This window comes from Halosimplex aquaticum, assembly GCF_028747785.1.
Lineage (GTDB): Archaea > Halobacteriota > Halobacteria > Halobacteriales > Haloarculaceae > Halosimplex > Halosimplex aquaticum.
Genome location: NZ_CP118158.1, coordinates 1779856 through 1800857, shown reverse-complemented (window position 1 = coordinate 1800857; position 21002 = coordinate 1779856). Strand labels below are relative to the sequence as shown.

The 21002-nt window shown below is 61.6% G+C and carries 22 protein-coding genes; 13 read left to right on the top strand and 9 right to left on the bottom strand.

Annotated features, from left to right (window positions below; all coding sequences use genetic code 11):
* The first annotated feature begins 16 nt into the window (after positions 1–16).
* From PSC72_RS09035 to PSC72_RS09010, 6 genes are read left to right on the top strand one after another with little or no spacing between them, the layout of a single operon-like run.
* Complete coding sequence (locus PSC72_RS09035; protein ID WP_274325551.1) at positions 17–1099, top strand: PstS family phosphate ABC transporter substrate-binding protein; 1083 nt, start codon at positions 17–19, stop codon at positions 1097–1099.
* 20 nt (positions 1100–1119) lie between these two features.
* Positions 1120–2100 (top strand): phosphate ABC transporter permease subunit PstC, encoded by a 981-nt coding sequence (gene pstC / locus PSC72_RS09030; protein ID WP_274325550.1) that lies wholly within the window; start codon positions 1120–1122, stop codon positions 2098–2100.
* Positions 2100–3719, top strand: a complete 1620-nt coding sequence (pstA, locus tag PSC72_RS09025; protein WP_274325549.1) for a phosphate ABC transporter permease PstA — start codon at positions 2100–2102, stop codon at positions 3717–3719. Before pstC ends, pstA begins: the two co-directional genes overlap by 1 nt.
* Positions 3720–3721: 2 nt before the next feature.
* Positions 3722–4561: a phosphate ABC transporter ATP-binding protein PstB gene (pstB, locus tag PSC72_RS09020; protein ID WP_274325548.1), complete on the top strand. Its 840-nt coding sequence runs from the start codon at positions 3722–3724 to the stop codon at positions 4559–4561.
* 5 nt (positions 4562–4566) lie between these two features.
* The gene (gene phoU / locus PSC72_RS09015) at positions 4567–5244 is read left to right on the top strand and encodes a phosphate signaling complex protein PhoU (protein ID WP_274325547.1); all 678 of its coding nucleotides are present in this window, start codon (positions 4567–4569) and stop codon (positions 5242–5244) included.
* A 1-nt stretch (position 5245) separates the two neighbouring features.
* Entirely contained in the window at positions 5246–6235 is a 990-nt protein-coding gene (locus PSC72_RS09010) for a phosphate uptake regulator PhoU (RefSeq protein WP_274325546.1), read from the top strand.
* 719 nt (positions 6236–6954) lie between these two features.
* Here PSC72_RS09010 and PSC72_RS09005 read toward each other — a convergent pair.
* Complete coding sequence (locus PSC72_RS09005) at positions 6955–7851, bottom strand: CPBP family intramembrane glutamic endopeptidase (RefSeq protein WP_274325545.1); 897 nt, start codon at positions 7849–7851, stop codon at positions 6955–6957.
* A 93-nt stretch (positions 7852–7944) separates the two neighbouring features.
* Between PSC72_RS09005 and PSC72_RS09000 the strand changes: the two genes are divergently transcribed.
* Both PSC72_RS09000 and PSC72_RS08995 read left to right on the top strand, forming a co-directional pair.
* A complete protein-coding gene (locus tag PSC72_RS09000; protein WP_274325544.1) occupies positions 7945–8373 on the top strand; it encodes a universal stress protein in 429 nt (142 codons plus the stop codon).
* 93 nt (positions 8374–8466) lie between these two features.
* Complete coding sequence (locus PSC72_RS08995; RefSeq protein WP_382261524.1) at positions 8467–10647, top strand: heavy metal translocating P-type ATPase; 2181 nt, start codon at positions 8467–8469, stop codon at positions 10645–10647.
* 15 nt (positions 10648–10662) lie between these two features.
* Here PSC72_RS08995 and PSC72_RS08990 read toward each other — a convergent pair whose 3' ends face one another.
* Genes PSC72_RS08990 through PSC72_RS08980 form a run of 3 tightly spaced genes read right to left on the bottom strand, consistent with a single transcriptional unit; the run spans position 10663 to position 13462 of the window.
* Positions 10663–11316, bottom strand: coding sequence for a hypothetical protein (locus PSC72_RS08990; protein ID WP_274325542.1), 654 nt, complete (start codon positions 11314–11316; stop codon positions 10663–10665).
* Between the two features lie 21 nt (positions 11317–11337).
* Positions 11338–13242: a heavy metal translocating P-type ATPase gene (locus PSC72_RS08985; RefSeq protein WP_274325541.1), complete on the bottom strand. Its 1905-nt coding sequence runs from the start codon at positions 13240–13242 to the stop codon at positions 11338–11340.
* A 4-nt stretch (positions 13243–13246) separates the two neighbouring features.
* Positions 13247–13462, bottom strand: coding sequence for a heavy-metal-associated domain-containing protein (locus PSC72_RS08980; protein WP_274325540.1), 216 nt, complete (start codon positions 13460–13462; stop codon positions 13247–13249).
* A 198-nt stretch (positions 13463–13660) separates the two neighbouring features.
* Between PSC72_RS08980 and PSC72_RS08975 the strand changes: the two genes are divergently transcribed.
* Together PSC72_RS08975 and PSC72_RS08970 are read left to right on the top strand one after the other, a co-directional pair.
* Positions 13661–14185, top strand: coding sequence for an ArsR/SmtB family transcription factor (locus PSC72_RS08975; RefSeq protein WP_274325539.1), 525 nt, complete (start codon positions 13661–13663; stop codon positions 14183–14185).
* 53 nt (positions 14186–14238) lie between these two features.
* Positions 14239–14688 carry a universal stress protein gene (locus PSC72_RS08970; RefSeq protein WP_274325538.1) on the top strand — a complete coding sequence of 150 codons (450 nt, stop codon included), beginning with the start codon at positions 14239–14241 and terminating at the stop codon, positions 14686–14688.
* Between the two features lie 11 nt (positions 14689–14699).
* On the opposite strand, the gene PSC72_RS08965 is transcribed toward PSC72_RS08970, so the two are convergent.
* Together PSC72_RS08965 and PSC72_RS08960 are read right to left on the bottom strand one after the other, a co-directional pair.
* Positions 14700–15098, bottom strand: a complete 399-nt coding sequence (locus PSC72_RS08965) for an SHOCT domain-containing protein (RefSeq protein WP_274325537.1) — start codon at positions 15096–15098, stop codon at positions 14700–14702.
* 30 nt (positions 15099–15128) lie between these two features.
* Complete coding sequence (locus tag PSC72_RS08960) at positions 15129–15695, bottom strand: DoxX family protein (RefSeq protein WP_274325536.1); 567 nt, start codon at positions 15693–15695, stop codon at positions 15129–15131.
* A 114-nt stretch (positions 15696–15809) separates the two neighbouring features.
* On the opposite strand from PSC72_RS08960, the gene PSC72_RS25610 reads away from it, so the two are divergent.
* From PSC72_RS25610 to dps, 3 genes are all read left to right on the top strand, one after another.
* A complete protein-coding gene (locus PSC72_RS25610) occupies positions 15810–16160 on the top strand; it encodes an ArsR/SmtB family transcription factor (RefSeq protein ID WP_274325535.1) in 351 nt (116 codons plus the stop codon).
* 3 nt (positions 16161–16163) lie between these two features.
* Positions 16164–16439, top strand: coding sequence for a DUF7521 family protein (locus PSC72_RS25605; RefSeq protein WP_274325534.1), 276 nt, complete (start codon positions 16164–16166; stop codon positions 16437–16439).
* 237 nt (positions 16440–16676) lie between these two features.
* Entirely contained in the window at positions 16677–17372 is a 696-nt protein-coding gene (gene dps / locus PSC72_RS08945; protein WP_274325533.1) for a DNA starvation/stationary phase protection protein Dps, read from the top strand.
* Between the two features lie 123 nt (positions 17373–17495).
* On the opposite strand, the gene PSC72_RS08940 is transcribed toward dps, so the two are convergent.
* The 3 genes from PSC72_RS08940 to PSC72_RS08930 are packed head-to-tail and all read right to left on the bottom strand — an operon-like array spanning position 17496 to position 20985.
* Positions 17496–17966 (bottom strand): hypothetical protein, encoded by a 471-nt coding sequence (locus PSC72_RS08940; protein ID WP_274325532.1) that lies wholly within the window; start codon positions 17964–17966, stop codon positions 17496–17498.
* Positions 17963–19198, bottom strand: a complete 1236-nt coding sequence (locus tag PSC72_RS08935; RefSeq protein ID WP_274325531.1) for a cell wall-binding repeat-containing protein — start codon at positions 19196–19198, stop codon at positions 17963–17965. Before PSC72_RS08935 ends, PSC72_RS08940 begins: the two co-directional genes overlap by 4 nt.
* Entirely contained in the window at positions 19195–20985 is a 1791-nt protein-coding gene (locus tag PSC72_RS08930; protein ID WP_274325530.1) for a DUF4396 domain-containing protein, read from the bottom strand. Before PSC72_RS08930 ends, PSC72_RS08935 begins: the two co-directional genes overlap by 4 nt.
* Positions 20986–21002: the final 17 nt, after the last annotated feature.

Below are 21002 nucleotides of genomic sequence, written 5' to 3'. Positions count from 1 at the left end.
CGCCCTCTCCCAAGTGATGGCACAAGATTCGGGGAATTTCTCCGAGGGTGTACCGCGGCGTGAATTTCTGCTCACAGCCGGTACTATCGGAACCATCGGTCTCGCTGGATGTACCAGTGGGGGCGATAACACAGAGACGCCGACCGACGGTGGCGGAGCGAGTGACGGCGGCGACGGAGGGAGTGGCGGCGGCGACGGCGGGTCACAGAATCTGTCGGGGGACATTCGGATCTCGGGGAGTAGTACGGTCTACCCCATCGCCCAGACGGTGAGCCGCCGCTTCCAGAGCCCGGACTTCGCAGGCCACGAGGACGTCAGCTTTAATCTCACCCGGGACGGGAGTTCCGGCGGTTTCGAGAACGTCTTCATTCCCGGTGACTCCGACATCAACAACTCGAGTCGGCCCATCTCGCAAAAAGAAGTTCAACGCTGTCGGGACAACGGCTTCGAGCCGGTCGAGTTCTTCATCGCCCAGGACGCGCTCACCATCGTCGTCAACAACAACGCTGACTGGATCGACTCCATCAGCCTCGAAGACCTCCAGACGATCTGGTCGCCCGATACTGCACCAGAGATGTGGAGCGACGTCAACTCCGACTGGCCGGACGAACCGATCGATCTGTACGGTGCCGCGACCACCTCGGGGACGTTCGACTACTTCACCGAAGCCGTCGTCGGTGAGGAAGGCTCTATCCGCGAGGACTTCGAGGGCACCGAACAGGACGACCTCATCGCGCAGGGGGTCGCCGGCAGTGAGTACGCGATGGGGTACCTGCCGTTCGCCTACTACACGAACAACCCAGACACCGTCAAGGCACTCAGCGTCAGTGAGGGCGGCGGTGAACCGGTCGAGCCGAGTCTCGAAGGTGCCCAGAGCGGGAACTACCCGCTGGCCCGACCGCTGTTCTTCTACGCCAACATGAGCAAGCTGCAGGAGAAGAACCACCTGCAGGAGTTCATCCGGTACTACATCAACCAGGCCGACAACGACTACGTCGCAAACGAGATCGGCTACGTCCCGAGCAGCTCTCAGATGGTCGAGGACAACCTGACCAATCTCGAAGAGGGGATCGCCGGCGACTATGAGTACAGCGGGTAACGGTCGCTGGAGTTACCACCATGAGTAATAGAACGGAACCCGATCCGGGCCCGCTGCAACGGGACGAGTTTGTCGTCCGGAAAGAACAGCTGTACCGGTACTTGATCGCCGGGTGTGGGATCTTGACGATTCTCGTGACGGTCGGAATCGTTCTCTCCCTGTCTGGTAAAGCGTTCACGTTCTGGACGCAGGTTTCGCCGATCGACTTTTTCACCGGAACGAGCTGGAGCCCGATCATCAGCCAGTCGTACGGGGTACTCCCGCTGGTGAGCGGGACGCTCATCGTCACAGTCGGTTCGGCACTGATCGCGTTACCGATCGGCCTGGCCGCCGCGATCTATCTGAGCGAGTACGCGAGCGAGCGGGCGCGGTCGATTCTCAAACCCGCGCTGGAGATCCTCGCCGGCGTCCCGACGGTCATCTACGGCTACATGGCGCTCGTCTACATCACGCCGTTGGTCGACGGCTTTTTGCCGATATCGGTCCGGTTGACTTCAGGATTCACGTTCGTCATCCCGTCGCTGCGCACCTTCAACGCGCTGTCGGCGAGCATCGTCGTCGGGATCATGATCATCCCGATGGTCTCCTCTATCAGCGAGGACGCACTCAGCGCCGTCCCCGATAGCCTCAGAGAAGCAGCCTACGGTCTCGGGTCGACGAAGTTCGATGTCTCGACGAAAGTGGTCGTGCCGGCTGCGACTTCGGGGGTCGTCGCTTCGTACGTACTGGCGCTCTCACGGGCTATCGGAGAGACGATGGCCGTCACGATGGCGATGGGGATGAGTCCGCAGATGCCCTATTTTCCGAACGTCCTCAAAAACCTCGCCGAATCCAGTCAGACGATGACTGCGGCCATCGTCCAGATCGCGAGCGCCGACCAGACGCCGGGCGCGACCTACGAGGCGATGTTCGCCATCGCAATGACGCTGTTCGCGATCACGCTGGCGATGAACGTCCTCGCTGAGATGGTCCGCCGGCGCTTCAGGGAGGAATACGAATAATGGCGACCGAAGACAACACTAGCGATAGATTGCGGCAGACTTCGGGATTGCGCCTCGAACATCTAAAAGGACAGCTCTTCGAGGCCGGGCTCGTCGTCGCGACACTGCTCGGGATCGTCTCGCTGCTCGTACTGTTCGGATACATCGCGTTCGACGCCTTTCGGCCGCTGACGGCGTCGGCGCAGTGGTACCTCCTCTACTTCGGGACGCTCGTCACACCGACGGCCGCGTTCACGCTCTACGCCCGTCGTCGTCCTGCTGTCAGGGCCGCCAACACGAAGGCGTTCGCGGCCGTCTTCGGCGGCTTAGTCGTAACCTGTGTCTCTTACGTCGTCGCGGACGCACTGAGCCCGTACGACGTTTTCATTAACTTCCTCTTCGCGGCGATCCTACCAATTCTCGTGGCAGCGTACGCGCGAACGAACGACAGTAAATACACGGGACCCGCAATCCCCGTCGCGATACTGGGCGGTCTCGCTCTCGCAAGCGTCCTCTACGAGACGATCCGTCCAATTGTCGGGATCCTCGCAGAGTGGATCGCGTACTTCGGGATAGTGACGCTCCCGGTCGCAGCCGTACTCGGTCTGGTCGTTTCCCGCCGCTTTTCGCCTCGGCGCGGCGCGTACGCGGCGGCAACGGTCACCGTGAGCACGCTGGGAGTCGCCGGTGGTGCCATCGCGACAGGTATCGATCCGTCGTTCTGGGTCGTCCTCTTTTCGGCGTTCGTGGTCCCAGTCGCGTACGTTATCGGCGATACAATCGTCACGCGACCGGAGGGTCGAATCGGCGTCCTCGGTCCGTTCGTGATTGTCGGCGGAATCCTACTGGGCGCTCTCCTCGAACGACAGCTGGGAATTCAGGGGCTAGAGGGGTACCTCACGCCAACACTCCTTCTGACCTCGTGGAACGGGTTGGACGCAGGCCAGGCAGGCGTCTACCCGCAGATCGTCGGTTCGATAATCGTCGTGGGAGTGATGGCCCTCATGGCGTTCCCGGTCGGCGTCGGCGCCGCAGTCTACCTCGAAGAATACGCGGCAGAGACCGGCTGGAGCGGGCGACTCGCGACGCTCCTCGAAGTGAATATCTCGAATCTGGCTGGCGTCCCATCTGTGGTCTACGGGATTCTCGGGCTGGCACTGTTCAGGAACACGCTCGGGTTCGGAACCGGAATCGTCGTCTCTGCGGCGGGGACGCTCGGCTTGCTCATCCTCCCGATCGTGGTCGTCTCCGCTCAGGAAGCGCTCCGGTCAGTGCCCGATTCGCTACGCCAGGCCTCGTACGGAATGGGGGCCAGTCGGTGGCAGACACTCCGCAACGTCGTGCTTCCGGAAGCGGTACCGGGGATACTCACCGGAACCATCCTGGCGCTCGCTCGGGCCATCGGCGAAACGGCCCCGCTCGTCGTCATCGCTGTCGCGACGACGACTTACTCACCGCCCACGGGGCTGTTCTCCTCGGCGACCGTGCTCCCGCTGCAGATCTACGCCGCTCACAGTAACTTCGATGCAGCGTTTAGACACGGTGTCGTTCCAGCCGCTGCGGTCGTTCTGCTGACTCTGATGTTGTTGATGAACACCACTGCGATCGTGATCCGAAACCGGTACGAACGTGACCACTAACAATGAGTGACACTGACGCGACCCCGACGATATCGACGACGGTCGAAGAATCGACATCCGAACGAGAGGCTCAATCGAGTACGGGCACGGCGCGGGCCGTCATCGAGTCCCGGAACCTGGACGTCCGCTACGGAGACGTAGAGGCGCTTCAGAGTATCGACCTCCGGATCCCGGACCAGCACGTGACTGCGATAATCGGCCCATCGGGCTGTGGCAAGTCGACGTTCCTCCGATGTATCAATCGGATGAACGACCTCGTCGAGGCCGCGACTATCGATGGTGAACTCCTCTTCAACGGGACTGACGTGTACGGCGAGGAAATCGATCCCGTCGCGCTCCGGCGTCGGATCGGAATGGTCTTCCAGCATCCCAACCCGTTCCCGAAGAGCATCTACGATAACGTAGCCTACGGCCTCCGGATTCAGGATATCACCGACGATATGGACGAGCGGGTCGAACAGGCACTCAGACGAGCAGCGCTTTGGGACGAAGTCAAAGACCAACTCGACAAGAGCGCACTGGATCTGTCCGGTGGCCAGCAACAGCGCCTCTGTATCGCCCGGGCGATCGCTGTCGACCCGGACGTGCTTCTGATGGACGAACCGGCGTCGGCACTCGACCCCATCGCCACCTCGAAGATCGAGGACCTCATCGAGGAACTCGCCGAGGAGTACACGGTCGTTATCGTCACGCACAACATGCAACAAGCCGCTCGAATTTCGGACAAGACGGCTGTCTTCCTCACCGGAGGCGAACTCGTGGAGTTCGACGACACCCAGAAGATCTTCGAGGATCCCGAGAGTGACCGCGTCGAGGACTACATCACCGGCAAGTTCGGGTGACACTGATGCCACGTCGTGAATATCAGGAGTCGCTCAACGAACTCCGCTCTGACGTTCAAGAATTGGGAGTTTCAGTGCTGGACCGACTCGAACAGAGTCTCATCGCTCTCGAACGCGGGGACACGGACCTCGCAACGGAGATCATCGAGAGCGACGACGAGATCAACGACCGATATCTCGAACTGGAATCGGACTGTATCGACCTCTTTGCCCTGCAACAGCCAGTCGCGAGTGACCTCCGGTTCGTCGCAGCCTCGTTTAAGATCCTCACCGACATCGAACGAATCGGCGATCTGGCGACGAATTTCGGGCGGTATACGCTCGCAGCAGACACAGAACGAACGTACGAGGTCGACATCGTCGAGATCGGCACGGACGCCCGTGCGCTCGTCGCTGACGCCCTCGACGCATACGTGACAGCGGACGCCGACGTGTGCCACGAGATCGCAGGACGCGACGACGAAATCGACGCACTGTGTCAGCGTGCCAGTGAACGAGTCGTCCGTAACCTGATCGAACGGGAAGCCGCCGGTGACGACCCCTGGAGTATCGAACAACTAATGGACGACGTCTCTCGGTTGCTCCTCACGATCCGCGACCTCGAACGGGTCGCCGATCACGGAGTGAACATCGCCGCACGGACGCTCTACATGGTCGAAAACGATCCGGAGTTGATCTACTGATATGGAGACGCGCAAAGTCCAACAAGTCGGTGGCGGCACGTACACGGTTTCGATGCCCGTCGACTGGGCCGACGAATACGACATCGAGGCGGGTGAGTCGGTGTATCTCTACACGCACCTCGATGGCTCTCTCGTCATCCGGCACAACGAGCGAGAGCAGAGTGAACTCGCAACTGTCGAGATCGCGCTTGCTGACACGGATGCGGCGACTGTCGAACGAATGCTCCGGGCCGCATACACTGCCGGGTTCAATCAGATCGACTTCCATCCCACAGAGGAGTTCACGACGGAACAGCGACAGACGCTTGATAGGGTTTCCCAGAGCCTCACCGGGGTCGAGGTCGTCGAGGAATCCGAATCGCAAACCACAGTCCAAGTGCTACTGGACACGAGCGAGGTCTCTCTGCGCCAATCGATCATCCAGCTGCGATTCATTACGCTCTCGATGCACGAGGCGGCGATCGAGGCCGTCGTGGGAGAGACGACCGAAGTAGAATTCATCGCGCAACGAGACGACGAAGCGGACCGAGTCTTCCAATTGGTTGCCCGTCATCTGAATCGGGCCCTCACCGATTTCGAGGAACTCAACCAGCTCGGTCTCTCCCGACGGGAGATATTCGCGTACTATTTTACGGCCCGCCAACTCGAACGAGTGGCGGACCACGCCGTAACCATGGCGAATATCGCCAGCCGGTACGATACCGCTATCGAAGGCGACGTTCGAACGGAAATCAAATCGCTTGGAGGTGATGCTCGTCGCGTCGTCGAAGAATCTACAGATGCTGTGATCAACGGTTATGCCTCCGAACCCGCTCATTCGGCTCTCGACTTCTGTGACCAAGTCTCCCGAGAGGTTGCGGCAGTGGACGAGGTTCTAGCAGACCGAACTCCTGAAGAAGCGATAGTCGTGGCCCGCATTCTCGATAGTATCGATCGGACGGCAAAATACGGAAAGAACATCGCAGAATGTGCGCTTCAAAATTCGCTGTGATGTCGGCTCGCGTTACAGTAGAGAGCAGGTATCCCGTCACTGGTAATCTAATTCGATCCCGACACTTCTGCCGATACTGTAGGGGGCCGACGGTTGAGCGCTCAGTCTCCGGATAGCTTGTCGAAAAAGCATCTGACTGTTGGAAGGTTTCATCAAAGCCGCAACCGTACCGAGTATTTAGATTGCTGTATCCGTTGTTGAAATAAAGGCACGCATCATTTCTATCCTCCGAGGTTGTGACGGTACGATTCGTTCGCCCGTCCCGATGGCAAGTGATCCGGTGCCCCAGATCGCTCCGTGCCGAGGTGCCTGTACGATTTGGATTACGTAGCCGAGTGGGGTATTCACAGACCTGAGGGTGTTCGCTGCCACGGCGATCAACGAGACAGCGACATTCCATCCAAACAGCGTCAGGAACTCCCGCGAAACACTTCCTGTGTAGTCCGCAGAAGCGGCGGGATTTCCACCGTGCAAGAGCCCCTGTGAGAGAAGATAATAGCTGAGGATCCATGCCACCGTGAAGACGCCTGCGACGACGAGCCACAGGGAAACGAATCGGATGAGGACACCGTCGTGGTTGATGACTGCCCGATCCGCTTTGAGATCCTACCGACCGCCCCAGTCCCGTTCGACGCTACCATATGAACAGACAGTGATGTGCTGCCGACAAATGCGTTAGCGAGCCATACTGTTCCAGCAAAGCGACGCACTGAAAGTTGTCACGTGACCGTTTTCGATTCGGTCTTCTGTGGGAGGCCAGCGTCTTGAGGAGTTGGTGGGTCGCGATTCGAGAGATGGTCACCGCCGTAGATGGCTACCAAGAGAACGGCAATCAATACGAGAGGGATAGCACCCGTGACCTCGGCGAGTAGATTCAGCCAGGGGTCCGGCACTCTGTTGGGAATGAGCGCGTCTTGGTCGGCGGGATGGAAGATCCCCATCGCATTGACGCCGGCGTGGAACACCGCGACGGCGAGGACGCTGCCACCGGTGCTGTTGTACATCCACGTCCAGAGGATGGAGCCAGCAAGGATGGAGATCATCCAGAGGAGTTGCTGGGAGAGCGGCCAGCCTCCGTGGGTGGTCGTCGCGTTCAGGAACAGCGGGAGGTGCCAAGTGGCCCACATGACGTCCACAATGGCACTTGAGGTCAGCGCACTGTAGGAGTCCTGCAGGATTGGCAGCATGAAGCCACGCCAGCCGAGGTCCTCCTGGCCGCCGCCCCACACGGTTCCCCAAGCCATCGCGAACAGGTAGATGAAGGGTGATTCGAATTCGGTCAGGTTGATTGGGCCGCCAGCTAGGACGAACAGCAGGACGCCTAGCGAGAGAATAACGAACGGGAGTCCGAACGCGAGTGCCCACCATTTCGCGCCGATCTGCCACTTGAACATCTGGCCGACCCACCTGCGGAGGCTCCCACCGGAGGCCCAGATGACAACTGCGGCACCAATTGGCGGGCCGAACCCGCCAAAGCCGATCAGGATCGAGTGCGTCCAGGAAGCTTCCATACCTGAATACGCGAGTGCACCCTGGATCGACCACGTGAAGGCATACGCGATAGCGACGAAGCTCAGGAGACAGTGCTGATCGATCCACATACGGATACTAGACATACTAGCGGTTGTGGCCACATCGAAGTTAACGGTACTCCCAGACACCGAGTTTTCGGCAGTACACTCTTCTCAAACCGTCTCGAATCTATTCATATGCCCGACAACGTTCTCGTCGCCTTTGACGGTTCCCCGCTTGCCGAGCGTGCGCTCACCTACGCTCTCGAGAACTTTTCCAATGCTACCATCACCACGATTTACATCATCAATCCGATCGACTCCGTGATCGACGTGGAGGCTGGGGGGTTGCCAGTCGCAGAGGACTGGTACGATACTGCCCAAGAGCGTGCCACAGAGATTCACACAACGGCTACAGATTTCGCAGCTGAGCACGATATTGTTCTCGACACCGTCACAGAAGTCGGTAAACCGGCGCGTGAAATCCTTGACTACGCTGACAGCCACGGCACCGATCAGATCGTCATGGGTAGCCACGGCCGGTCAGGAATTGACCGGACACTCCTCGGAAGCGTTGCCGAGACAGTCACCCGCCGAGCACAGATCCCGGTAACAATCATTGGATGAGATTCTCGACTCGAGTACCGATATCGGGATCGGACCAAGGCTTGTGGGCACACCTAAAACGTGAAATCAAACCAAATCATAGGTTTCGAGAACGTGGCTGTTACTGAATCACAATTTCTCTCGACGTGTACTATCCACATTGAACGACGGGGTGGTCGTGGCGACGCGGGAGCTCGAGCACTCGAACGCCACCTCAAGCGTCTCTCCGGCGTCCACGATGTCGACGTCTCGTTTCGAACAGGGGACGCCCGGATTACCTACGACGGGAGCGTCACCTCGGAAAAAGCGATTCGAGACGCTGTCCGCGACCGAAATGTGACGATTCAGGAGGAATCTGAGACGGTAACGGATGACGTGAGCACCCGCTCGGAACTTAGGCGGGAGGCCGTGTTCGTCGGCCTGACGCTCCTCGGGATGGTGACTGGTCTCGTGACGGGATGGCTTGAGGGACCACAACTTCTCATGTGGGCTGGCTACGGCGTCGCATACGTCTTCGGCGGCTGGTACGGGCTCAAAGGCGCGATCGAGACGCTGCGTCACCGTGCGGTCGACATCGATCTGTTGATGATCGTCGCCGCGCTCGGCGCCCTCTCCATTGGCGCCCCGTTCGAGGGCGCGATGCTCCTCTTCCTGTTCTCGCTATCGAACACGCTCCAGCACTACGCCATCGGCCGCTCGCGCCGGGCGATCAAGTCGCTCGTCGAGATGCGGCCGGACGAGGCACAGGTCCTCCGCGACGGTGAGGAGGTCACCGTGCCTATCGACGAGGTTGCCGTCGGTGACGTGTTCGTCGTTCGGCCTGGCGACAAGATCCCGCTCGACGGCGTCGTCACGTCCGGTGAGGGAACCGTCGACCAGGCGTCGCTCACTGGGGAATCAGTCCCCGTGCCGAAGGAACCCGGTGACGAGGTGTTCGGCGGGACGATAAACGAGAGCGGCAGCCTCGAAATAGAGGTCACGCGACAGGCCCACGAGTCGGCGATCAGCCGCCTCATCACCATGGTCGAAGAGGCCCAGAGCGAGAAGGCGCCGACACAGCGACTCATCGACCGCCTCGAACAGCCGTACGTGCTCGGCGTGTTTGGACTCACGGTCGCAGCGATCGCGATTCCGCTCGCGCTCGGTGGCGAGTTCACGGGCACGTTCTACCGGGCGATGACGCTGATGGTCGCGGCCTCGCCGTGTGCGGTCATCATCTCCACGCCGGCAGCAGTGCTGTCGGCGATCGCCTCCGGCGGGAGACAGGGCGTTTTGTTCAAAGGTGGCGAACACGTCGAGACCGCGGCGAAGATCGACGCGGTCGCGTTCGACAAGACGGGCACACTCACGCGGGGTGAGACAGAGTTGACGGACGTGTTCGTCCGGGACGGCCTTGCAGACGAGTCACTGACGTCGGACGAACTGCTCTCGCTCGCGGCCGCCGTACAGGCCCGCTCGGAGCACCATCTCGCTCGTGCGACCGTCTCGGAAGCCGAAGACCGTGCACTCGACGTTCCCGACGCGCGGCGGTTTCAGTCGGAGGCCGGGAAAGGCGTCCGAGCCGACGTCGACGACGGGCTCGTCCACATCGGTAATCAGAGTTACATCGAGACTGTCCTCGACGACACAGCGATCGAGGGGATCGAACCGGGTCTAGACCGGCTCCATTCCCTGGAGGCAGAAGGGAAAACGAGCGTCGTCGTCGTCCGCGAACACGGAAATGACGTCACCGTGTTGGGGTGGCTAGCGTTCACCGACACAGTCCGCCCTGGGGCTGCAGAGATGATTGAGGACCTCCGCTCGCTCGGCGTGGAGCACATCGTCATGCTGACCGGCGACAACGAGCGTGTCGCACAGCAGATCGCCGACGAGGTCGGCATCGACGAGGTGCAGGCAGAACTGCTTCCGGAGGAGAAGGTGGCTACCATCGAAGAGCTGGTCGAGCGGTACGAGAACGTGGCGATGGTCGGTGACGGGGTGAACGACGCACCTGCACTGGCCACGGCGACGCTCGGCATCGCGATGGGTGGTGCCGGGACTGACGTCGCGCTCGAGACCGCCGACGTGGTATTGATGGGTGACGACATCGGGAAGATCCCCTATGTGCTCGGACTCGGTCGCCGGACACGCCGGACGCTGAAAGTCAATCTCGCCATCGCCTTCGGTGCGATCGCGTTGATGGTTGGCACGATTCTGTTGCGGGGGATTCCATTACCGCTGGCCGTGGTCGGCCACGAGGGGTCGACGGTCCTCGTGTCCCTGAATGGCCTTCGATTACTTGGCTTTCGCGAGTAGGATGCCAAGGGGCAGTCACACTGTCTCGACGGTGAACAACGAGTCGTCGCTGAGAACGGCCTGCACGCGGCGGTGCCAGTCCTCCGCGAACGCCTCGCGCTGCTTGTCGCTCGCGGATCCGTCGAGAATCGCCTGGAGGTTTCCGAGTGCGGGCCCACCGTCAGGAACATCGCTTACGTGGTAGGTCACTTCAACAGTCTCGTCCGTATCGGTCCGCCGGAAACGGAACGTCGGGTCTGGGGTGGCTGCGTCGAACCCATCGAAGTGTAGGAGTCCCTGCCGGCCGCCGTAGCCGCCAGCGAGACCGCTGAATCCGTCGTCTCCGGTTGCGCCGGTAACGTACGAGATGATACGACTCATCACGCCGTATGTCGCGTCGTCCCGAGAGCCTGCCGCCTGTACCTCGATCTCGCTTCGGACTGGATAGTCGTCGGGATACAGGGCGTCGAGGCCGAGCTGGGTGATCCGGTAGGCTCCCGAGGCTGTTGGACACGAGTGCCCGGCCTCTTTCACCGCGTCTCTGTAGGTGACGACGAACGGAGCGCCTGGAGCGAGGACGCCGATGGCTTCCGCGACGGGATCTCTAATCTCGATCGGGTCGGCGTCGTAGTCGATCTGCCAGTCTGTTTCTGCGTCGGTGGCGTCGGTCGAATTCGGGGTTGGTGTCATGGGTTGATGGCGTGTTGGTCGTCAGTAGCGAAGCAGTCGCATGCCGTTGAGGATGACCGCGAGGACGCTGGCCTCGTGAACGAGCATCCCCGTGGCGAGGGTGACGTAGCTCGTGAGCACGCCCGCGAGGAGGACGGTCACGGTCAGCACCGCGAGGCCGACGTTCTCGAGGACGTTCCAGCGCGTCGCTTTGCTCAGTTTGACCGCGTACGGGATACGGTCGAGGTCGTCGGCCATCAGCGCCATGTCCGCTGTTTCGATGGCGGTGTCGGTTCCAGCCGCGCCCATCGCGATGCCGACGTCGGCGGTCGCCAGCGACGGCGCGTCGTTGATGCCGTCGCCGACCATCGCGACGACGTGCCCCTCTTCGCGGAACGCTTCGATGGCAGCCTGCTTGTCCTCGGGGAGGAGTTCCGCGCGGTAGTCGTCGATGCCGACCTCCTCGGCGACGGCTGCCGCGGTCCGTTCGTTGTCACCTGTCAGCATCACGGTCCGGACGCCTGTATCCTTCAGCGCCTGCACGACGCCGGGAGCGGCCTCGCGGAGTTCGTCCCGGAGGGCGATCACGGCGACGACGGTTCCGTCGAGGACGACGTGGACGGCCGTCTCACCGGCGTCCTCGCGTTCGCGGACGTACGATTCGACGTCATCCGAAATACCAACGCCGCGTTCGTCGAGCAGAGCCCGATTCCCGACGACGACCTCCTGGCCGTCGTAGTGGGCGACGACGCCCTTCCCGGCAACGACCTCGAAGTCGTCCGGGTCCGGAATGCGAGCCGTCTCAACGACGGCGCCGCCATCGGCCACGGCGCTTCCCGCGACATCACCCTCGCGGGCAGCGTCGAGGATGGCGTCCGCGAGGTGGTGTTCGCTCTTCTTCTCGGCGACGCCGGCCAGGCGGAGTGCCGCTTCGGCGTCGTAGTCGAATCCCTGAACGCTAGCGACGGTCGTCTCACCCTTCGTGAGCGTGCCGGTCTTGTCGAAGGCGACGAGGTCGATCTTGCCGGCGCGTTCGAGGTGCTCCCCGCCTTTCATCAGCACGCCCGACCGGGCGGCGTTCCCGATGGCGGAGACGATGCTGACCGGCGGCCCGATGACGAGCGCCCCGGGACAGCCGATGACCAAGAGCGTCAGCGACAGGATCGCGTTCTGCGTAACCGCGAACGCGCCGATGGCGAGCACGATGACGCCCGGCGTGTAGTACTTCGCGAAGCGATCGATGAGGCTCTCGGTCGGCGATTGGGCTTCCTGGGCCTCCTCGACGCGCCGGATGATGCGTTCGAGCGTCGTATCCGAGCCCGCGCCCGTCGTCCGAATCTCCAACGCTCCCTCCTGGTTGACCGTCCCGGCGTAGACCTCGTCGCCGTCGGCCTTGTGGACGGGCGCGCTCTCGCCGGTGACCGGCGCCTGATTGACCGCACTTTCGCCGTCGGCGACGGTACCATCGACCGGAATCTTCCCGCCGGGCTTCACGATGACGATCTCGCCCTCCTCCACCTCGCGGGCAGGTATCTCTTGGAGTGTCCCGTCACGGCGCACCATCGCCGTGTCGGGCGTCATCTCCAGAAGTTCCTGGAGAGCCGTCCGGGTCTTCCGCATCGTCCGCCCTTCGAGGTAGCTGCCGAGGCTAAACAGGAAGACCACGGCCGCGGCCTCCCAGTACTCCCCAATGACGATGGCACCGATCGCAGCCAGCGTCACCAGCGTCTTGATGCCGAGCGTCCGGTTGGTGACCTCGTGGTAGGCCGTCTTGGCGATGTCGTAGCCACCGACAATCGTCGCGAGGACGAGGACGGCGGCGCTTGCCATGTCGAAGCTGGTGAAATGGCCCAGACTCCAGCCACCACCGTAGAGCAGTCCGCTCGCTCCTGTAACGATGGCTTTCCGGTGTTTCCGGTAGTACTGTGTGACAGTTTGTTTGTTCATGGGATCAGGCGAGTTGGGGCGTATAGCCCTGGTTTTCGATCGTCTGTGCGAAGGCGTCGGGATCCGCGACGCTGTCGTCATACTCAATCTCGACGCGGCCGGTCGTGTAGTGGACCTCGACGTGCTGGACGCCGTCGACGTTCGAGAGGGCGCGTTCGACGGTGCTCGCACAGGTCGGACAGTCGAAGTCCATGACGCGGAATTGGGTTGTGTCGCTCATTACAGTTTGAAATAGTGCCCGTACCCCAATAAGTATTTTTTAGATGATATGTTTGAACACGGAAACAGGTCGTTAGAACGGTCAAACAGGTCGTCTAGAGCTTTCGTCTCACGAGCCCATTCGAGACTGGTTTCGTGGTGGACGCCTTTCCGCTCGTGTCCCGCTACCTTTTCCCTCGTGCTCGCTCTCAATTCCTGTATGAGTAGTTCCGGTACCGACCACCGTCTCGATGACATCGCGGTGCGGGATCCCAGTGTTTCCGACGCTATCGACGAACCGATGCGGGCTATGATTCTCGACATCCTGGCTGACGAGGCGCTGACTGCAACCGAGGTTCACGAGCGCCTCACTGACCGCGGCGTCGATCGGACTGAAAACACGGTTCGCCACCACATCAACGAGCTCCGGGACGCCGGCCTCGTCGATGTCGTTCGCTTCGAGGAGGGCCGCGGCGGGACGACGAAGTATTATCACGCGAACACGATCGTCCTCTCGTACTCGTTGCCGGATTCGTCCGACGCCGCCGTCGAGGAGATGATCGACGCCGTCCAGCCGCAGATTACCGACGCACTGGCGACGCTCACCGGAGAATACGACGGCGCAATCGAGGACATCGTAGCAGACATGCAACCCTGCGAGCACTGTCGGACCCAGAAGTACGAAACGTACGTGCTCCTGACCGTTCTCCGCCGTGCATTCGTTCGCGCTCACCGGGACTCTTGAGCGGTGGGAATCGGAAGCCGACTTTATTGTACCGCCCTCTGAAATCCGAGTGAATGTACGACCGGATTCTGCTTTCGACGGACGGTACGGTCGCGTCTGAACGGGCTGAAGCACACGCGCTCGACCTCGCCGCCGCTCACGACGCGGTCCTCCACGTGCTCTACGTCGTCGACGAGGACGTCGTGACTGCCTATAGCGGCGACGAGTTCGTCGACGAAGCTGAAGGTCCCGAACACGGCCTCGAAGAACACGGCGAGGAGACGCTCTCGGAGCTCCGTCGCCGAGCGTCGGAGGCCGACGTCGATGTCGAGACGGCGATGCAACACGGTCGCCCGACTGGGACGATCGTCGAATATGCCGACGACCACGACGCGGACCTGCTCGTGCTCGGCACGAAACACCGGCCGGACGAATATCGTGCTCTGCTCGGGAGCGTTACCGACCGCGTCCTCAGATTGACGACCCGTCCAGCGACCGTCGTGAAGACAGAAGTCGACGAGTAGCGAACGAACAGTTAGTATCGGGTGTCGTCAGCTCCGAGACGGGCACGACGACGTTCGAACTCCTCATCGTCGATTTCGCCGAGAGCGTACCGCTCCTGGAGGACAGCGAGTGCACTATCCTCAGTGCTGCCCGTCGTTTTGGACCCACTCGCCAGCCAGGAGACCAAATAGACGGAGAGGGCGATGAGGAGCGCCATCCACAGTAGACCGACAAGCATCATCCCCCAACCCCAGACACCCCATCCGGCCATGTGGCCGTCGTTCCACATGCCATCGTGCCATTCCCACATCATTGCGTCTGGGACGGTTGCGTGTGTCAGGGCCATCCCGCCGACAACTGCCAGCGCTAGTGCTCCGACGACGATGAGTCCCAGAGAACGGATACCGCGTGATCGAATTGGATTTTGCATACTTGTGCTCCTGCGGAGAGTTCGGCGTGGTTAGCCGAGGACGTATTCGAGGGCGGGGTACCGCTCGACGAGCGCCTGGCCGCCGATCTCGTACTGCTCGATGTACTGATCGAGTCCGAGGATGCGGCCCGCACCGAACGCCGCGACGGCGAGGAACACGAGCATGTACGCGAAGTCCCCGTTGATGACGCCGTGGGCGATGTCCCAGTTCCCGAAGTAGAACATGAGCATCATGAGCGCGCCGAAGAACGCCGCGAGGCGGACCAGGGCGCCGACGAGCAGGCCGAGGCCGATGAACAGCTCGCCCCACGGGACGGCTACGTTCGCGAACTCGACGAACCACGGGGTCGAGCCCATCCAGGCGAACACGCCGGCGAGCGGGTTGCCGTTGGTCGCGGCGACGTTGGCGAGATAGCCCCCGGCGGCGAACGGTTCGGCGGCGGTGATCTTCTCGAATCCGGAGTATGCGAACGCGTAGCCCATCATGAGACGGAGTGCGAGCACGAACCACGCGCTGAGGCTGTGGACTTTCCCGCCGACGGTCAGTCCGCCGACTTTGCTCTCGAGCTGGTTCATGCCGGAGTTGAGTGTAGACATAGGTTTTGCACCTTCAACTATCAGTAGGCGGGGAGAGACGATATAGTAGCGAGCCGGCGTTCTGAGTCAGAAAATCGGCGGGCTATATTACCCTCCTGTCGCGAGTGGGGACACGTGACCGAGGAGCCCGACTTGCCGGAGGTCTTCGCCATCCTCGACGACGAGTACGCCCGCGACATCCTCGTGGCGACGAAGACGGAGCGGCTGTCCGCGAACGAACTCAGCGAGAAATGCGACATGTCACGCCCAACTGTCTCCCGACGCGTCGGCCGTCTCGTCGAGCAGGGACTCCTCGAGGAATACACCCACGTCGATCCAGGGGGCCGCCACTACAGCGAGTACGAGGCGCGACTCGAACGCATCGAAGTCCTCCTCCAAGCGGAAGGCTTCGACGTCCAGATCGACGTCCGGCCGGATCCAGCCGACCGGATCACGTCCATCTTCGAGGCAATGCGGGAGGACTGACCCATGGAACACAGGCTATTTGTCATCGGCAAACTGTTCACGACCGCGCTAGCGTTGGTCATTGCATACCAGGCCTATCGCGGGTACCAGCGGCATCACACGCAGTTACTCCTGTACGTCGCCGCCGGCTTCGCACTGGTGGGACTTGGCGGGCTTCTCGAGGGTGTGCTTTTCGAGATTCTCCAAGTCTCGATATTCGAAGCCGGATTCGTCGCAGCACTCGTCACCGCCGCCGGGATGCTGTCCATCCTGTACGCTCTCTATGCACCAAACCCCTGAGGACTAAGTCGATATTATCGATCCGGAGGATTTCAGCAGCTTGAATCGCCATTGAACCGTTACCTACGGAAAGCAAGATAGCTAGCGAGCGCTCGCTCCAGCCTCCACGTAGTGGATAGATCCTGCTTGGATACTATCCATGTGTGGTAGTTCAGTAGGTGGACCACAGTCGGAGAGAACTTCTAAACTACTGTTTTCCGTTCGAGAGGTGATAGAACGACCGGAGGACCAGTTTTCATGTCACAACAGCAATTACGCTCGTCGAGCCAACAACCACGCGCAAACCTCTATCCGACCGCCGTTGATCTCCCAGATGAAACGCGGATTCAGGTGATCCAGGTTCTAAACCAGGCGCTCGCCGACACGGCAGATCTGCAGTCACAGGCGAAGTTCGCCCACTGGAATACGAAGGGGTACGATTTCTATCAGCTTCATTTGCTCTTTGACGAGATCGCAGAGGTGCTCTCGGGACATACCGACATGCTCGCGGAACGTATTACGGCGCTCGGGAGCCAAGCCATGGGGACCAATCGCATCTCGGCGAACACCAGTCAGATCCCCGAACCACCGCACAACGCAGTGGACGAAACCGAGTACCTCCAGTGGCTCACGGATCACGTCGCCCGTCACGCGAACTACCTCCGTGCCGACATCGAACGCGCCGCGGAGCTGGGGGACGAGGACACTGCGGACCTCTTCACCGAACTGTCCCGAGAAGTAGACAAGCAGGTCTACTTCATCGAATCCCACATGCAATCGACGGTCACGCAACAGATTCCCGCGACTGCGAGTCAAGCGGGATACCAACGGACGCAAACTGGGGTCAGCCAGGGGAGCAACGAGCAAGGGACAGCTACTACCCACGGTGGTGCACCAGCCCATCAAGCGGCGTCAACGCCACTCCAAGGCACTCCGAGCACGAACCAACAATAGTTGTACAGATCGCGGATTATCGCTACGAACCGAACGGAAAGAGCAGGCCGGTTCGATGGTAATCACTGAATGGTAGATCAAACTGGATAACCTCGTCGCTCCTGCGAAGTTCAACGTCCTTACTCACCCGCTACCGTGATGCGTGACCGCATCGTCGACTCTCGTAGCGTCGTGATCACGCAGGCGATTCCTGACATCTTCAACCCGGGCGTCCGGAACCATAACTTCGACGCGTGGTCCTTCAGGATCGGGAACGCCTCGAAGCATTCCCCAGACGCCGCCGACGAACCCACCGACGGCCACGCCAATACTGAATCCGAAGGTAACGAGAGTGAGACGACCGGCAGTCAGGAACGGGCTTAGCCGCGGGAACCAGATCATGTCCATGGCCATCGCGAGCAAGACTGCTACACCGACGATCCCGCCTATAAGGCCGCCCCACAGCAATCCGCGTGCCTCGGGTGGACGCGCAGAGGGGTCGAAGAAGGGGTTCTCGATGTCCGGACGTTCCGGTTCGAAATCGGCCTCGCGGAGATCGTCCTCTGCGTCGCTCGCGTCCTCTCCGTTCTCGAATCGGGCGACGACGCGTCTCACGACGGCCCACCTCCCTCGAGGATACCGTGGACCTGCGCCTGTACGTCTCGACTGACGACGTCGGGCGGGCCGGCGATCCAGCCGTGATTGTACTTTCGATCGTACGGGGCTGCCTCGGTTGGTCGGAAGAACTTCCGGAGGTAGTTCTCGACGGGGGTTGGGAGTTCATCCTGTCTGACTGCGAGTATCGGTCCGTGTTTCCCGCGGTGGCTCTCGACGGAGGCGGGAACGGCCGTCTGCCACTCGTCCGGATTGGCGAAGATGAAGTTGTGACCCGGGTCGGCGAGTCCCCAACCGATACCTCTCGCCCACTCGCCGAACCACCAGCCCTGGTTGCGCCCGATGTCCTTGTATCCGGCCCAGGCCGCACTGATACTGTACGGGTTTCCGGCGTCGGGGACGCGTGTGACGTGGCCGAACGTCCCGAGGTCCCTGGCCACGTCGGAGCTGATAGCCGCTTCGTCGCCGAGGAGGTACATGTACGCGTAGTCGTAGCGCGCCTCGAGCTGCTCGGCGGTCTCTTCCGGTATCGAGTCACCCTCGACCCAGAGGAAGCCGTCGCCGGCGTGGGCGTTCCACGACTGGACCGGGACGGCACGGCGAGGCGCGTCGAGGCTGGCGACCAGCACCTCATCCTCGTGATTGCCGTGCATCGAACTGACGTACTGATCGACGCCCGCGGCGACGCTCACGGGGCCCTCGCCGGGGATGCGTCGGACGTTCATCCCCATCGATTCGACTTCCTGCCTGACGCTATCGCTGATGTAGCGCTCGCTGCCGATCAGGTACACCTGGACGTTGTCGTCCATCCCGACGCCCTCGGGATGTGCGCGTTCGATTTCGTCACGCGTCGCCTGCGGGAGTTCGTCCCGCCTTGTCAGCAATACGGCGCCGTCGATCGGGTGGTGGATCAGTCCGACGCCCGGCAGCGCCGCTTCGAGGACGCTGTCGTTGACGAGGATCACGGCACCGGGACGGGTGTGTTCGTTGATAGCCGTATAGACGCTCTGGCAATACGCGGCCGCAGTTTCGTACATGTTCTCGCCAGCGAGACGCGTCGTCATCGTCGTGGCCGTCCACTCGTTGAAGTCGGCAGTCGCGGGTGCCATCGACTCCTCCCCATCACCTGCGAATAGATTACTGTCGACGGACAGCGCTGCACCGCCGAGGCCCGCGAGGGCCGGCACAGTCGCGAGGTCCTGGAGGAACTCTCGGCGACTCTGGTCGGTCATAGCGCACCTCCGGGTTTGACGTTCTTTCGAACCAGCAGTCCGTTCACCGGCCAGGCGATGAGGAACCCGACCAGGGTTGCGAACACCATCACGCCGAACCAGAGGATGTTGTCGTCACCGGGCATCATGGGCAAGTTGAGCATCATCAGCACGTACATCATCGTCATCATCCCGACAGAGACGCTAGTCATGCTCACTCCGACGGCGAGGAGGCCACGCCGAGCGGCGGCCTGCTGGTCCAGGCCCAGCGAGTCCTGGAACATCGGGACGTGGAAGACGACCCACGAGACGAGGAACGCGACCACGTAGACGACGGCCATCGTCAGCACCATCGAACTCCCGAGCGCGAAGAACTGCCCGGGAAACACCACGAGTGGCATCCCGAAGTACGTGAGGCCGAAGGCGACCGCGATCATCGTACTCGCAGCGAAGGCGACGCCCATCGCGGTGGCCGATGCCGCCTTGAGCCAGTAGGGTCGGACGACGTGTTTCTTCCCGTCGCGTTCGACGATCTCTCGGCCGCGGTACGAGAGCCAGTAGAACCCGAATCCGATCGGCCCGAGGATCAGGGTGAATAGCGGCCACACGAGCTTAGTCCAGTCGTTCATCTCGGGAATCCGGTGGCGGGAATGCGTGTAGACGAACGTCGCGCCGAGCAGGCTAAACGCCGCCCACGCCGCCGAGAGCGCGTCGAGTGGGCTCATCCCCGCACCCTGGAGTCGATAGGGCGTTATCTCCACAGCGTAGTCGCTGCGGGCCTGCGATACCCACGAGATCTCTTCGAGCGGCCCGAGGACGAACACGTGATTGAACGGCCCCTCCGCGGGTGTCGAGAACCACGACGACTGCGTTCGCCAGAGGTAGTTCTCGGTGATCGCGGGGAGCGACCCGTCCTCGTGGACGAGCAGTATCGGCCCGGCCTTGCCCCACTGGAGGTTCGTACTCGCCACGGCCTGCGAGGGCCGGTCGGGGTTGACGAGCATCGAATTGTAGTACCCGACCTTGTCCCGCTCGTCGATGCCCCAGCCGAAGTCCCGGGACTCGTCACGGAACTTCGCGATCTCGACGGCGTGATCCTGGGGTGTCGATCCAGCAATGCGCGTCCACTCGACGTCGAGCCCTGAGAGCGCATCCTGACTAACGAGGCTGGACGGGGCGAGAACGTACGCGTGCGAGGCGTTCAGTTCCGCGATTGCCTGTCTTGTCGCCTCCGGCACGCCGTTCTCGTCGGCGTAGAGGATCGGATCGCCGCTGTAGGCGCTCCAGGCTGCGGCGGGGAGCGCCCATTCGGGCGCGTCGCTACTGACGATTATGATGTTGTTCGGGCTCACCTCGTCACTCGAGTTTCCACGGGTGGCGATCCGAGCTGCGGTCTGTGCGGGATTGTCGCCGGAGAGTTCGACCGTCGATGCATTTCGCGTCTCTGCGCTTCCGTTCCCCGCGCCGGGAACTGGTGCATCACCGTAGAGGACGATCCCGTCCGACGCCGCGCGTAATCGGGATGCTGGCAGTGCCGTCCGCCAGTCTCCTTCGGGTACCCGGACGACGGTATCGTACGAGACGTTCGCTCCCGGCGGTCTGGCGGCTTGGGCGGTATAAGCGCTCAGTTGTTCGGACTCGTTCGCGGGGAACCGAGTCACGTCTTTCGTCTGCATCGTCGCATAGGAGCCCTCGGGCGTCTGCCCGTAGTCGAATAGCGTCAGAGCAACGACGTAGAGCGGCTGTGCTGCGATCACGACGATGAGCAACAGGGCGACGACGGTGGCGAATTTTTTCCAGAGGTCCATGTGACTTATGAGGGGTG